Below are 16,249 nucleotides of genomic sequence, written 5' to 3'. Positions count from 1 at the left end.
GAGGGTTCCACCTCTTCCCATTCCGAACAGAGAAGTTAAGCCTCGTCACGCCGATGGTACTGCGTAACAGTGGGAGAGTAGGTAGCCGCCGTTTTTAAAGAGTCCCCGCCGGTCTTTATTGACTGGCGGGGATTTCTGTGTTTTGGCGGTTTAGGAAATGATTTCATTGCTTTCTTCAACGCTTCTTTAGAAGAAACAGGATTTAAATTAAGGGCGGATAAAAGCCTGTCTTTTCTCTTCTTCCGCAAATAAAATAGCAGTATTCACTAATGCCAGATGTGAATAGGCTTGTGGAAAGTTTCCTAATTGCTCTTTTGTGTCGAAATCAATATCTTCACTGAATAATCCCAGATGATTGGAATATTTCAATACTTCATCGAACAAACACCGTGCTTCTTCCTTCTTTCCGGTGACGAACAAGGCTCGTACAAGCCAGAATGTGCAAATAGTAAAGGCGGAAGTGGGTAAACCGAAATCATCTTCATTATTATAGCGATACATCAGCCCTTTGTGGAAAAGTGCATTCTTTACGGACTCTACTGTTTTATGGTAGCGAATGTCATCTGCTTCAATAAATCCATAAGGTTCCATTAACAATAAAGAAGAGTCCATAGCTTGATTGTCATAAGTCTGTGTGAAGCTCTGGAGCTTCTCGTTCCACCCGTGCTGCATCACGTCTTTTCTGATTTTGTCTGCTTCCTGTTGCCAGCGTTCGCTGTAGTTATATTTATTCAGCATACCTGCGATTTTTGCTCCACGATCTAAAGCTACCCAGCACATTATTTTCGAAGATACAAAATGTTGTTTCTCTCCTCTGATTTCCCAGATGCCTTTATCAGGCTTTTGCCAGTTCTCTATTACAGTTGCCAGAATACTTTTCACCACTTCCCACATATCTTCTATTTCATCCAGAGTGCCGGGCATCAGTCGGTAATATTGATAAATTAAGTCCATCAGATACCCGAAGGAGTCATTTTGCTTTTGGTGGTAGGCATCATTGCCTATTCTCACAGGTACGGAGTTCTTGTAGCCGGACAGATGGTTAAGCATCACTTCTGTTAATTTACGCTCGCCGCGGATGCCATACATTATCTGGTAGTCGTGCTTGGCTACGAAAGTTGCCTGAATGAATTTCATAAAACGTTTGGCTGCACCGGTATGTCCTGTCTGAAACATCGTTTCAATGGCCATAGATGCATCTCGGAGCCAGCAAAAGCGATAATCCCAGTTTCGTACGTCACCAACCGACTCCGGTAAGCTGGTTGTTATTGCAGCAAGTACTGCCCCATTATAATATGACATAAGTTTCAGCACCAACAGGCTGCGTTCAATCACATCATTGTATAAGGTGTATTTTTTCCCCCGGTTTGTCCAGTTTAACCAGTATACAAGGGTACGGCAATATTCGATTTTCTCCCGTTCAATGTCGATCGGAATTACTTTCTCATTATAAGAGAGTAACAGGAATTCATCCTTCTCAAGTATTATCTCTTTTTTTCCGGCAATATCCTGCAATGGCAGGGAGGCATATAGATATTGTCTGTCTTTATTCTCGGAAGAACAATATGTTTCTATATACTGAGAGGTGATGTTGAGAATCACTTTGCCTCGTGCATAGTCAGGAGCCGGTTGATAATTCACTTTGAATCGGGGCTTCCCTTTCAGCCAATGTATATAGCGATATAATTCTGCCGGCAGATAGTGGCCTGTACCGTCCTTGGAACGATAGCAGGGCATATAATCGAGAACAACGAATTCTCCTTCTCTGGAGGAGAACTGTGTAGAAAGAATATTAGTATGAGGTACATAGCTTTGAGTAATCCGGTAATCATCGGATACCTCGAACCCGAAGCTTCCTCCTTTTTCGCGATCGAGCAGACTCGCGAAGATGGAAGGGGAGTCGAAATCGGGAAAGCATAACCATTCGATATTTCCTGTTTCGGAAATAAGGGCTGCCGTACGGCAGTTGCCTGTTATACCATAATTCAGAGTATTCATAACGGTTGTTTTATTTAGTTTTCAATAAATCCTTGAAGAAGTCGAGAGCGGAGGCAAGCCGTTTTTTCACCGTGCTGTTAGTATTGATACCGCTTCCCTTTTGTCTGCCTATAATGGCTTGCAGGAAAGGAAGTACATCGGTCTGAGACGGTAAATTGTAATTGGCTATTTCCGAAATACTGCCTACTTTGACAGTAACGGCATTTAAGGGCAAAGCCTGAAACATATCATCATCTGTCGTATCGTCTCCCATTGCTATCACAAAGTCGTAGCGCTTGTTGGATAACAACCGGTTTACTTCCGATCCTTTGTTGTAGTCTGGCGATTTGATTTCAATGACCTTGTTCCCCTGCAGGATTTGTAACTTTTGTCTGGTACAAATGGAAATTAGTGCATTGACCAGCTGTTGTGCTCTCAAAGTTCCCAACCAGGCATCACTTTCGCGGTAATGCCATGCCAGTGCCGTCTCTTTTACTTCCAGTCGCGAACGGGGAGTTTTGTCCACAAACATTTGCAGGATGGACTGAAGTCCGGTGCTCCATTCCAATTTCTTTATATTTTTGTGCCATACACCATTTTCCTTATAGAAAGCTCCATGTTCGGCTGCCATGCAGACAGGGAGCGAACCGAGCCATTTCTCTAATGTAAAATGATCCCGGCCACTATTGATGACAATATGGTTGGAGGGATCAGCAGTCATCTGCTGTAAAATAGAAATAAGTTCGGGAGTCGGTTTCGCATCCTCGGGGCGTGTCTTGAGCGCTGCCAGTGTTCCGTCGTAATCCAGTAAGATCAGGCGTTGTTTTGCCTGATTGTATTTCAGCTTGATTTGCGCAATGGTTGCTGCAGTGATACGTTTTTTCCGTAACGAATCGTTCTTCATACAAGTCATGTCCAGGCCATTTACAAAGTCGGCAGCCCATTTATTGACTGTTTGTACGGACAATATCTTCTGCATACGCTGCAAACGTAACTTTTGTTCCTCTGCCGGCATTTCCAGGGCCTGGCAGATAGCATTCTCTATTTGTCCCGAATCATTCGGGTTGATTTGAATAGCATCTGTCATCTCTACTGCGGCTCCTGCCATTTCACTGAGGATAAGTACACCAGTGTTATCGCATTTGGAAGCTACATATTCTTTGGCTACCAGATTCATGCCGTCGCGTAAGGGAGTTACCAGGGCAATATCGGCTACATAATACATGGCAGTAAGTTCTTCTAATGAAAAGCCATGATAGAAATAACAGACGGGAGTCCAGTTCATCGTGGAGTAGCGCCCGTTGACAGAACCTATTTCTTCATCTATCTTCGTTTTCAGCTCTGCATAACTTCCTACGTGATCGCGGGAAGGAACGATTACCATTGCCAATGTTACTTTTCCATGATACTCTGGATGATGTTCGAGAAAACTGGAAAAGCCATGCAGCCGGTGGAGGATTCCTTTGCTATAGTCCAGCCGGTCTACGGATAAGATTAATTTGTGGTTACCGAAAAGGGTCCGGTTGCGGTCGATGGCTTGCCGCACTACAGGATTTTGGGAGGCATTGTGATAGAGCTCATAGTTGATTCCCATGGGCAGAGCATCTACCCTTACTACCCGGTTACCAATTTGTATTTCGTCCAGTTTGAAGTCGATGTGCAGTACCCGCTCTACGGCACTGATAAAGTGACGCATATAGTCGTGGGTATGGAAAGCGATAAAGTCCGCTCCCAGCAATCCTTTCAGTATTTCGGCACGTTCCGGAAGGATACGGAAAAGTTCGTAAGAAGGAAAGGGGATGTGATGGAAATAGCCGATACAGAGTTCCGGATATACTTTTCTTAGCATACCGGGGAGTAACATCAGCTGATAATCTTGAATCCACACTTTGTCTCCGGGACGTATCAAGCGGCAAATCTCATCACAGAAAAGTTGATTGACTACTTGATAAGACTGCCAGAAACACTTCTTATATAAGGTATAAGCATAAAAGTAATGGCACATAGGCCAGATAGTACTGTTACTGTATCCTTCGTAGTAGTTTCTGATGTGTGCCTCTGATAAAAAGACCGGATGGAAATTCAGTTCCAGCAGTTTTTCGTTGATTTCCTGTTTGTCTTTTTCCTTATTAACGCATATTCCGGGCCATCCTATCCAATGCTTCTCATAAGATGTCTCAAGAGAATCTAATCCCGTTGTCACTCCGCCTTCACTGCGTGAAAAGACGAATGTGCCATTCGGGTTGGCAACCTTTACGGGTAATCTGTTTGATATAATATATAGTTTCATACCTGCTGAAGGGCAAAGTATATACCAATTAGCCTCTTTTATCCATTAAGCGTTTATTATCAGTGTGTTATCTTTTGATGACCAGTTTATTTCACCTTTTCAAAATGGGAATACTCTTTCGTTTTGAAAATCGATCCTTACATTTTGTCTGGAAAGCAGTAACCTTTTCAAAATAGGGATGCTTTTTCAAAATGGTAGGGTCTGATGGGAACCTATGAGCAGAATGAATTATTGTATTGCTCTATCAATCAGCTTATTGTTGTTTACTCCATTGTTTTGGCACGCATTTGGCATACTGTCTACCAAGAAATTTTAAAATAATCATTTAAACGAAAAAACATGGAAGTAACACTATCATTTATTTTTTGCCTGTTAAGCGGCTTTGCCTGCTTCTGGCTGTTTTGGAAATGTGTAGACTGGTTTGAAGAGATCTAAAAAGAAGGAGAAGGAATTATGTACACAGCATTATTTGTATTAGGTATTGCAATCTTCGGTTATTTGATGTATGTACTCATCAGACCCGAGAAGTTTTAAAGTTATACAGTTTAAGGTAAAAGTATGAATACAGAAATTTTAGGTGTGGTTGCACAGATCGCTTTGATGGTGATTCTGGCTTATCCACTGGGAAAATATATTGCCAGGGTTTATAAAGGAGAGAAAACCTGGTCGGATTTTATGGTTCCTGTTGAAAGAATCATTTATAAAGTATGCGGAATTGATCCCAAGGAAGAAATGAGCTGGAAACAGTTCCTGAAAGCATTACTGATTTTGAATGCTTTCTGGTTTTTCTGGGGAATGGTATTATTGGTTTCGCAGGGATGGTTGCCTTTGAATCCAGACGGTAACGGGCCGCAGACACCGGATCAGGCTTTCAATACCTGTATCAGTTTTATGGTCAACTGTAATTTACAGCACTATAGCGGCGAAAGCGGATTGACTTATTTCACACAGCTGTTTGTCATTATGCTCTTCCAGTTTATTACCGCTGCAACCGGTATGGCTGCTATGGCCGGTATTATGAAAAGCATGGCTGCAAAGACAACAAAAACAATCGGTAACTTCTGGCATTTTCTGGTATTGAGTTGTACCCGTATCCTGCTGCCGCTTTCTTTGATTGTAGGTTTCATCCTGATTCTTCAGGGAACCCCGATGGGATTTGACGGAAAGATGCAGGTGACTACTCTTGAAGGACAGGAGCAGATGGTTTCTCAAGGACCTACGGCTGCAATTGTACCTATCAAACAATTAGGTACAAATGGTGGCGGTTACTTTGGCGTGAACTCTTCTCATCCGTTGGAAAACCCTACTTATCTTACCAATATGGTGGAATGCTGGTCTATCTTGATTATTCCGATGGCAATGGCATTGGCATTAGGGTTCTATACTCGCAGGAAGAAACTGGCTTATAGTATTTTCGGTGTGATGCTTTTCGCCTTTTTGGTGGGTGTCTGCATCAATGTCAGTCAGGAGATGGGCGGAAATCCCCGTATCGATGCATTGGGAATTGCGCAGGATAATGGCGCGATGGAAGGTAAAGAGGTTCGTTTGGGTGCCGGAGCTACAGCCCTCTGGAGTATTGTGACTACTGTTACTTCCAACGGTTCAGTGAATGGTATGCATGATTCTACTATGCCGTTGTCTGGTATGATGGAGATGCTGAATATGCAGATTAATACTTGGTTTGGTGGTGTCGGTGTAGGCTGGATGAACTATTATACATTTATTATTATCGCGGTATTTATTAGTGGTTTGATGGTAGGGCGTACACCGGAGTTTCTGGGCAAGAAAGTAGAAGCCCGTGAAATGAAGATAGCTACGATCGTAGCATTGTTGCATCCGTTCGTCATATTGGTGTTTACTGCTATCTCAAGTTATATATATACACATCATCCGGACTTTGTAGAAAGTGAGGGTGGATGGCTGAATAATCTCGGATTCCATGGCTTGAGTGAACAACTCTATGAGTATACGTCTTCTGCCGCTAACAATGGTTCAGGTTTTGAAGGACTGGGCGATAATACTTATTTCTGGAACTGGACATGTGGTATTGTGCTTATACTTAGTCGTTTCCTTCCTATAATCGGACAGGTTGCCATTGCCGGTCTGCTGGCTCAGAAGAAGTTTATTCCCGAGAGTGCCGGAACATTGAAGACTGATACGCTGACTTTCGGTATAATGACATTTGTCGTAATCTTTATTATTGCTGCTCTGTCATTCTTCCCGGTACATGCTTTAAGTACAATCGCCGAACATTTAAGTTTGTAATTCTGAATTAGAGAGATATGAAAAATATGAAATCAGCTTCTTTGTTTCAAAAGGAGCAAGTTATAGAAAGCTTGAAACAGTCATTCGTGAAGTTAAATCCACGTCTGATGATAAAGAACCCGATCATGTATACGGTCGAAGTGGCTACGGTGGTCATGTTGTTTGTGACACTTTACTCCATCATAAACCCTTCACAAGGTTCGTTTGCTTACAACATAGCTGTGTTTATCATTCTGTTTATCACACTGTTGTTTGCCAATTTTGCCGAAGCTATTGCCGAAGCACGGGGAAAGGCGCAAGCCGATAGTCTGCGTAAAACACGTGAGGAGACACCTGCCAAAAAGGTAGAAGGCAATAAAATAGTGACTGTCAGTTCTTCGCAATTAAAGAAAGGAGACGTGTTTGTTTGTGAAGCCGGAGATGTGATTCCGTCCGATGGTGAAATAATCGAAGGACTGGCTTCTATCGATGAAAGTGCGATTACAGGGGAGTCTGCTCCGGTAATTAGGGAAGCAGGTGGTGATAAGAGTTCGGTGACAGGCGGTACGAAAGTATTGTCAGATCATATAAAAGTAATGGTGACCACTCAGCCGGGAGAAAGTTTTCTGGATAAAATGATTGCGCTGGTAGAAGGTGCGTCTCGTCAGAAAACTCCGAATGAGATAGCACTGACTATTCTGCTGGCCGGTTTTACACTTGTCTTTGTCATTGTGTGTGTGACGTTAAAACCGTTTGCCGATTACAGCAATACTGTCATTACCATTGCTTCACTTATTTCTTTGTTTGTATGCCTGATTCCGACAACAATCGGAGGACTTCTTTCTGCTATCGGTATTGCCGGTATGGACCGTGCACTACGTGCGAATGTGATAACAAAATCGGGCAAGGCAGTGGAAACTGCCGGCGATATTGATACCTTGTTGCTGGATAAGACCGGAACTATCACCATCGGTAATCGTAAAGCTACCCATTTTCACACTGCGCCGGGCATTGATCTGCACGCTTTTGTAGAAAACTGTCTGCTTTCCTCTCTGTCCGATGAAACTCCGGAAGGCAAATCAATCGTAGAACTGGGACGTGAATCGGGCATCCGTATGCGCAGCTTGAATACGACCGGTGCGCGGATGATTAAGTTTACAGCCGAAACCAAGTGTTCGGGCGTTGATCTGCCGGATGGAACTCAGATTCGTAAAGGAGCTTTTGATGCTATCCGTAAGATAGTGGAAAGTGCCGGAAATAAATTTCCGAAAGAGGTGGAAGAGGTGATTGCTGCTATTTCAAGCAATGGTGGTACGCCCTTGGTGGTATGTGTAAACCAGAAAGTGACGGGAGTGATTGAATTGCAGGATATCATCAAGCCGGGCATTCAGGAACGTTTCGAACGCTTGCGCAAGATGGGAGTGAAAACGGTTATGGTGACCGGCGATAATCCGCTGACTGCCAAATATATTGCAGAGAAGGCAGGTGTGGATGATTTTATTGCCGAAGCCAAGCCGGAAGATAAAATGGAATATATCAAGAAGGAGCAGCAGTCCGGTAAACTGGTGGCAATGATGGGGGATGGAACCAATGATGCTCCTGCTTTGGCTCAGGCAAATGTCGGAGTGGCAATGAATAGTGGTACACAGGCTGCGAAAGAGGCCGGTAATATGGTCGATCTGGATAATGATCCAACGAAACTGATTGAGATTGTGGAAATCGGTAAACAGTTGCTGATGACTCGTGGTACACTGACTACTTTCTCTATTGCCAACGATGTGGCTAAGTATTTTGCCATTGTTCCTGCTTTGTTTATGGTGGCTATTCCCGAATTGGCAGCACTGAATATTATGCAGTTGCATAGTCCTGAAAGTGCGATTCTTTCGGCAGTCATCTTCAATGCCATTATTATTCCGATTCTGATTCCATTGGCTTTGCGTGGCGTTCAGTACAAGCCGATAGGTGCAAGTGCCTTACTTCGCCGGAATCTGTTGATTTATGGGGTGGGCGGTGTGATTGCTCCTTTTATCGGAATCAAGTTGATCGATTTATTAGTAGGTTTATTCTTTTAATTAAAAAACAATAGCGATGAAAACTTTATTTAAATCACTAAAGATAACTCTCGTTTTCTGTGTCTTTTTTTCCGTGTTCTATATTCTTGTTTTGTGGTTGTTTGCACAGGTTGCAGGTCCTAATAAGGGAAATGCTGAAGTAGCCACACTGGATGGAAAAGTGGTAGGTGCGGCTAATGTAGGTCAGATGTTTACGAAAGACATTTATTTCTGGGGACGTCCTTCGTGTGCCGGAGACGGCTATGATGCCACCAGCTCTTCCGGTAGTAACAAAGGACCTACGAATCCTGAATATCTGGCTGAAGTCGAAGCACGTATCGACACTTTTCTGGTACATCACCCTTATCTGAGCCGTAAAGAAGTTCCGGCGGAGATGGTAACAGCAAGTGCTTCCGGTCTCGATCCGAATATTACTCCACAATGTGCGTACGTGCAGGTAAAGAGAGTGGCACAGGCGCGTGGACTGACGGAGAATCAGGTAAAGGAAATCGTTGATAAAAGTGTGGAGAAACCTTTTCTGGGACTTTTCGGAACGGAGAAGATTAATGTGCTGAAACTGAATATAGCACTGGAAGAGAATAAATAATCAAACAGTAGTGGGCAGCGTTCCTGTCCGAATCGTTTTAGTTATTTATTGCGGTTCAGATAAACAGGGCTGGGCAGGGCGCTGCTCTTTTTTAGAAACATAAAATAAAAAAGATAAATATGAAGACTTTTTTTAGTAAGAAGATTGTTTTGGGATCATTGGTTGCAGCAGTCGTATGCGCATTGAGTATAACAGAGGTAAAAGCACAGGAATTTACAGTGCAGGGCGATGTGGTCAGTTCCTATGTCTGGCGTGGTATGTATCAGGGGGGAGGTGCAGCTTTTCAGCCCACACTAGGTTTTGGGATCGGAAACTTTTCTGTTACCGCATGGGGATCTACTAATTTCAGTGGAGGCAACAAGGAACTGGATCTGACTCTTGCCTATAAGTTGGGTGAAGCAGGCCCTACGCTGACTGTTGCCGACCTGTGGTGGGAAGGTGAAGGAGCATACAAGTATTTTAATTTTAAAAGTCATGAAACGGGACATCATTTTGAAGCGGGATTATCTTATACGCTGCCCGTAGAGAAGTTTCCTTTGTCCGTGGCATGGTATACGATGTTTGCCGGAAAAGACAAGAAACTGAATGATAGCGGAGAACTAAAACAAAATTATTCATCCTATCTGGAACTTAATTATCCTTTCAGTGTGAAAAATGTCGATTTAAATGTAACTTGTGGCGCAGTGCCGTATAAGGCGGAGAGTATATACACGAATAGTGGTTTCGCCGTGACTAATATAGCATTAAAAGGAATGGCAGAGATAAAAATTAATGATAAGTTTTCATTGCCGATATTTGCACAGGCTATATGGAATCCATGTGTTGAAGATGCTTTCTTGGTTTTTGGCGTAACTTTAAGGCCATAGATATAAACTCATGAATTTTTATTATACAGAGACCCGTGGTGATCGTGATGATTATTACGGGTTGAAATAGTTTATAAACAGGAATTAAATAAATGGATATGGATAGAGAACAGAGTGTACAACATTTTTTGGATCTGATCAAGAAGTCTCACCGAGGCAAATTCAAAGTATATATCGGCATGATAGCCGGTGTAGGTAAATCATATCGTATGCTTCAGGAGGCCCATGAATTACTGGACAACGGAGTGGATGTACAAATCGGCTATATTGAGACTCACGGACGTGCGGGAACGGAGGCACTGATGGAAGGATTGCCTGTTATCCCCCGACGTAAAATTTTCTATAAAGGAAAGGAGTTGGAGGAAATGGACGTGGATACAATAATCCGTATTCATCCTGAGATTGTGATTGTGGACGAACTGGCACATACCAATGTGGAAGGCAGTCTGAATGAGAAGCGTTGGCAGGATGTGATGACTCTGTTGGATGAGGGGATTAATGTGATTTCTGCTATCAATATCCAGCATATTGAAAGTGTGAATGAAGAAGTACAGGAGATCACGGGAATTGAAGTGAAAGAACGGGTCCCGGACAGCGTGCTTCAGGAAGCAGACGAGGTTGTGAATATCGACCTGACAGCGGAAGAGTTGATCTCACGTCTGAAAGCAGGAAAGATATACCGTCCGGAAAAGATTCAGACGGCATTGGATAATTTCTTCCGGACCGAGAATATTCTTCAATTGCGCGAACTGGCCCTGAAAGAAGTGGCGCTTCGGGTGGAGAAGAAAGTGGAGAACGAAGTGGTGATGGGTGTTGCAGTCGGCATCAGGCATGAGAAATTTATGGCTTGTATCAGTAGTCATGAGAAGACACCCAGAAGGATTATCAGGAAAGCGGCACGTCTGGCAACACGGTATAATACGACTTTTGTCGCTCTTTATGTGCAGACACCGAAAGAGAGTATGGACAGGATTGATTTGGCTAGTCAGCGTTATCTGTTGAATCATTTTAAACTGGTGGCAGAACTGGGAGGGGAGGTCGTTCAGGTACAGTCGAAGGATATTCTGGGGAGTATTGTCAAAGTTTGTCAGGAAAAACAGATATCGTCTGTCTGTATGGGAATTCCTAATCTGAGATTTCCTCGTGCTATCTGCTCTATACTTGGATATAGAAAGTTTTTAAATAATTTGTCACAAGCTAATGTAGATTTGATTATACTTGCATAATATTAACCGTATGAACGATATGAATATTAAAACCAAACTGATTCTCGGCATCGGGATGCTAGCGGGAATGATTATTTTATTGGTGACGCTTTCTGTTGTGAATCTTCAGTTGCTGACTGCCACAGAGCCCGACAGTCCTGCTGCTATGCCTGCCTTGGAGCGTGCTCTGTTGTGGATTTCCGTTACCGGCGGTATTTGTATATTGACCGGATTGACATTGCTGTATTGGTTGCCCCGAACAATCAGTAAACCCATCAAGGAACTGAAACAAGGGATTCTTGAAATAGCCAATCATAATTATGAAGAACGGCTGGATATGAGAAATAATCAGGAGTTTCGGGAAGTCGCCGAGAGTTTCAACCGTATGGCGGAACGTTTGGCCGAGTATCGGGCAAGTACGTTAGCGGATATTCTTTCTGCCAAGAAATTCATTGAGGCCATCGTGAACAGTATCGACGATCCGATAATCGGCTTGAATATGGACCGTGAGATTTTGTTTATTAATGATAAAGCATTGAATGTGCTCAATCTGAAAAGAGAAAATGTCATACGTAAATCGGCAGAAGAATTGTCTTTGAAGAATGATCTGCTCCGCCGGCTGATTCGTGAACTGGTGACACCAGGCGATCAGAAAGAGCCGCTAAAAATATATGCCGATGATAAAGAAAGCTATTTCAAGGCTTCCTATATCCCCATCATTAATACGGAAGCCGGAAAGGATGAACCCAGCAAATTAGGGGATGTTATTTTGCTGAAGAATATAACGGAATTCAAGGAACTGGATTCTGCCAAGACTACATTTATTTCGACCATTTCACACGAATTGAAAACTCCGATTGCGGCTATCATGATGAGTCTGCAACTATTGGAAGATAAACGTGTCGGTGCGCTGAATGATGAACAGGAACAGTTGTCCAAAAGCATCAAGGAAAATAGCGAACGCCTGTTGAGCATTACGGGTGAATTGCTGAATATGACTCAGGTAGAGGCAGGCAAGCTGCAATTAATGCCGAAGATAACGAAGCCCATTGAACTGATAGAATATGCGATTAAAGCTAATCAGGTACAAGCGGATAAGTTCAATATCCAGATAGAAGTAGAGTACCCGGAAGAGAAAATCGGCAAGCTCTTTGTCGATAGTGAAAAGATAGCTTGGGTATTGACTAATTTGCTCAGCAATGCGATTCGTTATTCTAAAGAAAACGGGCGTGTCGTGATTGGTGCCAGGCAGGAAGGAGATATGATCGACCTGTACGTTCAGGATTTCGGTAAAGGCATCGATCCCCGTTATCACAAGAGTATTTTCGACCGTTACTTCCGTGTTCCCGGCACCAAAGTTCAGGGAAGCGGACTCGGTTTGTCTATTTCGAGGGACTTTGTGGAAGCACATGGTGGTACACTGACGGTAGAAAGTGAATTGGGTAAAGGAAGTCGCTTTGTGATGCGGCTGAAGGCATAAAAAGAAGTGTTCGGAAAGAGTCCGGATTCTGTCGTTGCGATAAAGAAATGTGGCATTCGGCTGAATTTGAAATGAAACTTTGGGAATCAAGACATTGCAGCGTCTTTTAAAATCTTTATATTTGCAGACTAATTGAAGGTAAAGTCAAATTTATACAATATAATAACTTAAAAGAACCAGAATCAGATGAAACAGGACATGATTGTTATCCTTGACTTGGGTAGTCACGAGAATACGGTATTGGCTCGCGCCATCCGTGCATTAGGAGTTTATAGTGAGATTTATCCTCACGATATCACAGTGGAAGAACTGAAAGCATTGCCCAACGTAAAGGGTATTATTATCAATGGTGGACCTAACAATGTGATTGACGGCGTTGCTATTGACGTAGATCCGGCGATTTATACAATGGGTATCCCTGTCATGGCTGCCGGTCACGATAAAGCAACCTGTGCAGTGAAGCTTCCGGCATTTACAGATGATATCGAGGCTATTAAAGCTGCTGTAAAGTCTTTCGTATTCGATACTTGTCAAGCTGAAGCTAATTGGAACATGGCAAACTTTGTCAATGATCAGATCGAACTGGTTAAGCGTCAGGTAGGCGATAAGAAAGTATTGCTGGCATTGTCGGGTGGAGTTGACAGTTCTGTGGTAGCTGCTTTGCTTCTGAAAGCGATCGGTGACAATTTGGTATGTGTGCACGTCAATCATGGTTTGATGCGTAAAGGTGAGTCTGAAGACGTTGTCGAGGTGTTCAGTAACCAGTTAAAAGCCAATCTTATTTATGTAGATGTAACAGATCGTTTCCTGGATAAATTGGCAGGCGTGGAAGATCCCGAACAGAAACGTAAGATTATCGGTGGTGAGTTTATCCGTGTGTTCGAAGAAGAAGCACGTAAACTGGATGGTATCGATTTCTTGGGTCAGGGTACTATTTATCCGGATATTGTGGAGAGTGGAACGAAGACTGCTAAAATGGTGAAATCTCATCATAATGTAGGCGGTCTGCCCGAAGATCTTAAATTCCAGCTTGTAGAACCTTTGCGCCAGTTGTTCAAAGATGAAGTTCGTGCTTGTGGTCTGGAGTTGGGCTTGCCTTATGAGATGGTTTACCGTCAGCCTTTCCCCGGTCCCGGTTTAGGTGTACGTTGTCTGGGAGCAATTACACGTGATCGTTTAGAAGCAGTACGTGAATCTGACGCAATTTTACGTGAGGAATTCCAGATTGCCGGATTGGATAAAAAAGTATGGCAATACTTTACTGTAGTACCCGATTTTAAATCTGTTGGTGTACGTGATAATGCCCGTTCTTTCGATTGGCCGGTGATTATCCGCGCTGTCAATACGGTAGATGCCATGACAGCTACTATTGAACCGGTAGACTGGCCTATTCTGATGAAAATCACAGACCGTATTCTGAAAGAAGTGAAGAATGTGAATCGTGTTTGCTATGATATGTCACCGAAGCCTAATGCGACTATCGAATGGGAATAAAAGTGTAAAATAGAATTGCCCCCGGAAGCTTTATGGATAGCTTTCGGGGGCTTATTCGTTAATTAGCGTCACCTATAGCGTCACCTGCTACCAATTGATGTAAAAAAGAAAAAGGCACCCAGAAGTGGAAGCCTCCCAAATGCCTTATTCTTATCAAGTAGCGGGACCCGGGATTGAACCGGGGACCTCATGATTATGAACCTGCGTCTTCCAAAGGCTGACGCCTTTGAAAGCTACCAGCAGAGCTTCTGATTATAAGGCATTTATGGCTGTTTTGGTTCTTGCCAAATCTTATGTCTGACTTCTAAAATATCTCTTATTTGTTTATTGGTGTAAACCATAGCGCAAACCAAAATGTGACAATAATATGTTACGTTATGGATGCTAATATAGGCATTATTTGTTTTAAATCAAAAGTTTTGGCTAATGGAGAACACCCGTTGATGTTGAGAATTAGCCAAGGTAAGTTACGTTACTTTAAATCTTTGGGAATTTCAATTAAAGCTTCTTGTTGGAATTTTGATAAAGAAGAACCTAAAAGAAACTATCCCAATCGTGAACAGTTATTGAGTATCATGAATCAAACGAGGCAAGAATATGTCAATATGATGTTTGAGTTGAAAGCGCTTGGTAAAGACTTTACTCCACAATCTTTGGCTGAATACGTGGAACGAAGTTGTAATAAACAGAATGTGGGAGATTATATTCAATACATCATACAGTATATGACTGCCGAGAAGCGATTAGGTAATGCCAAGGCTTACATTAGTTGTTATAATTCTGTATTGAGATTCGCAGGTAATTTGGATATATCTTTCACGGATATTGATGTAAATTGGTTAAAGCGTTATGAGCTTTATCTTCGTAAACGTGGTAATTCTGATAATACGATTGGAATACGAATGAGAGAATTACGTGCTGTTTATAATAAAGCAATAGAAGATAATGTGGTGAACGAGAAGTATTATCCTTTTGTAAAATTCAAAATATCTCATTATCGTAAGGGTAAATGCAAGAGGGCAATTCCTAAGGCTGAAATACATAAAATAATGAATGTTGATTTAATGGAGATAACAACTTATTATAGCCCATTACTTCATTTGACCAAAGACTTATTTTCTTTTAGTTATCTTGGTTGTGGTATGAATATGATTGATATAGCATATTTGAAATATTCAGATATTATAAATAATCGAATATGCTTTGTACGACATAAGACAAAGCAGCCTATTACATTTCAACTTTTGCCTCAAGCCGTACAAATTGTAGATAAATATAGGAAACCGGACTCACAGCTGAATGATTATGTTTTCCCAATATTAGACCGTAATTTTCATATTACTGAACAACAGCAATATGACAGGATTAGAAAAGTAATAAAAGGCATGAATAAAGCTCTTAAAAAGATAGGTGCCCATTTGGATATTAGTATTCCGCTAACAACCTATGTTGCGCGTCATTCATTTGCCACAGTATTAAAACGTTCTGGTGTAAACATCGCATTGATAAGCGAATCATTGGGACATACAAGTTTGTCAACGACACAGTATTATCTTGATAGCTTTGAGAATGAGCAAATAGATGAAGCAATGAAGAACCTCCTTTAGAGTTTAATACCATCTAGCAGAATTTACTAGATGGTATTAAAGCTGTGTAATGATTTATATATGTCTGTGAGTCTTAGGATGATATAGTATTGCTACAATATGATTTACATAATCCTTCAATAATATCTATATCTATTTTCTTTAATTCTGTGGCCTCTGGTGTTTCTCTCAATAAAATAACTAATTCATCCTCAACCCTAGAAATTCTGTGTGGAGAGTATCTTTTCCAATAAAAGATACAAATAGAATAGAAAAAATATGCATTTTTATAATCTCCCATTTTATTTAACAGTTGTCCTAGCCAATACGCTATGTAACCTCTATTAATATATCGTAAGCAATCAGTAAACCCCGTATCCTAGACCATAATAGTTCTTCATACCTTTGCGTGTGAATTATAAAACGTAAAAGATATGAAGGTAAGCAAT

Annotated in this window: 11 protein-coding genes and 1 rRNA gene; 10 read left to right on the top strand and 2 right to left on the bottom strand. The window is 42.0% G+C overall.

Annotated elements, in window-relative coordinates:
• A 5S ribosomal RNA gene (rrf, locus tag BLW31_RS22920) occupies nt 1-94 on the top strand; the annotation flags it as partial.
• Nucleotides 95-207: 113 nt separating this feature from the next.
• On the opposite strand, the gene BLW31_RS22915 is transcribed toward rrf, so the two are convergent.
• The gene (locus BLW31_RS22915) at nt 208-1,998 is read right to left on the bottom strand and encodes a glycoside hydrolase family 15 protein (protein WP_010535444.1); all 1,791 of its coding nucleotides are present in this window, start codon (nt 1,996-1,998) and stop codon (nt 208-210) included.
• Between the two features lie 10 nt (nt 1,999-2,008).
• A complete protein-coding gene (locus tag BLW31_RS22910) occupies nt 2,009-4,267 on the bottom strand; it encodes a bifunctional alpha,alpha-trehalose-phosphate synthase (UDP-forming)/trehalose-phosphatase (RefSeq protein WP_010535443.1) in 2,259 nt (752 codons plus the stop codon).
• 453 nt (nt 4,268-4,720) lie between these two features.
• On the opposite strand from BLW31_RS22910, the gene kdpF reads away from it, so the two are divergent.
• The 9 genes from kdpF (at nt 4,721) to BLW31_RS22865 (ending at nt 15,821) form a co-directional block, all read left to right on the top strand.
• Complete coding sequence (gene kdpF / locus BLW31_RS25100; RefSeq protein WP_050581211.1) at nt 4,721-4,801, top strand: K(+)-transporting ATPase subunit F; 81 nt, start codon at nt 4,721-4,723, stop codon at nt 4,799-4,801.
• Between the two features lie 24 nt (nt 4,802-4,825).
• Nucleotides 4,826-6,532, top strand: a complete 1,707-nt coding sequence (gene kdpA, locus BLW31_RS22900; RefSeq protein ID WP_010535442.1) for a potassium-transporting ATPase subunit KdpA — start codon at nt 4,826-4,828, stop codon at nt 6,530-6,532.
• Between the two features lie 17 nt (nt 6,533-6,549).
• A complete protein-coding gene (gene kdpB, locus BLW31_RS22895; protein ID WP_029425019.1) occupies nt 6,550-8,583 on the top strand; it encodes a potassium-transporting ATPase subunit KdpB in 2,034 nt (677 codons plus the stop codon).
• A gap of 16 nt (nt 8,584-8,599) precedes the next feature.
• Complete coding sequence (locus BLW31_RS22890; RefSeq protein ID WP_010535440.1) at nt 8,600-9,169, top strand: K(+)-transporting ATPase subunit C; 570 nt, start codon at nt 8,600-8,602, stop codon at nt 9,167-9,169.
• 119 nt (nt 9,170-9,288) lie between these two features.
• Nucleotides 9,289-10,035, top strand: coding sequence for a hypothetical protein (locus tag BLW31_RS22885; RefSeq protein ID WP_010535439.1), 747 nt, complete (start codon nt 9,289-9,291; stop codon nt 10,033-10,035).
• A gap of 98 nt (nt 10,036-10,133) precedes the next feature.
• Nucleotides 10,134-11,261 (top strand): sensor protein KdpD, encoded by a 1,128-nt coding sequence (locus tag BLW31_RS22880; RefSeq protein ID WP_032836491.1) that lies wholly within the window; start codon nt 10,134-10,136, stop codon nt 11,259-11,261.
• A 19-nt stretch (nt 11,262-11,280) separates the two neighbouring features.
• Nucleotides 11,281-12,720, top strand: a complete 1,440-nt coding sequence (locus BLW31_RS22875) for a HAMP domain-containing sensor histidine kinase (protein WP_029425017.1) — start codon at nt 11,281-11,283, stop codon at nt 12,718-12,720.
• A 186-nt stretch (nt 12,721-12,906) separates the two neighbouring features.
• Nucleotides 12,907-14,214, top strand: coding sequence for a glutamine-hydrolyzing GMP synthase (gene guaA, locus BLW31_RS22870; protein ID WP_010535436.1), 1,308 nt, complete (start codon nt 12,907-12,909; stop codon nt 14,212-14,214).
• 377 nt (nt 14,215-14,591) lie between these two features.
• Nucleotides 14,592-15,821 carry a site-specific integrase gene (locus BLW31_RS22865; RefSeq protein ID WP_010535435.1) on the top strand — a complete coding sequence of 410 codons (1,230 nt, stop codon included), beginning with the start codon at nt 14,592-14,594 and terminating at the stop codon, nt 15,819-15,821.
• Nucleotides 15,822-16,249: the final 428 nt, after the last annotated feature.

The organism is Bacteroides faecis MAJ27 (assembly GCF_900106755.1).
GTDB classification, from domain to species: domain Bacteria; phylum Bacteroidota; class Bacteroidia; order Bacteroidales; family Bacteroidaceae; genus Bacteroides; species Bacteroides faecis.
This window is presented reverse-complemented; position numbering and strand designations above follow the sequence as displayed.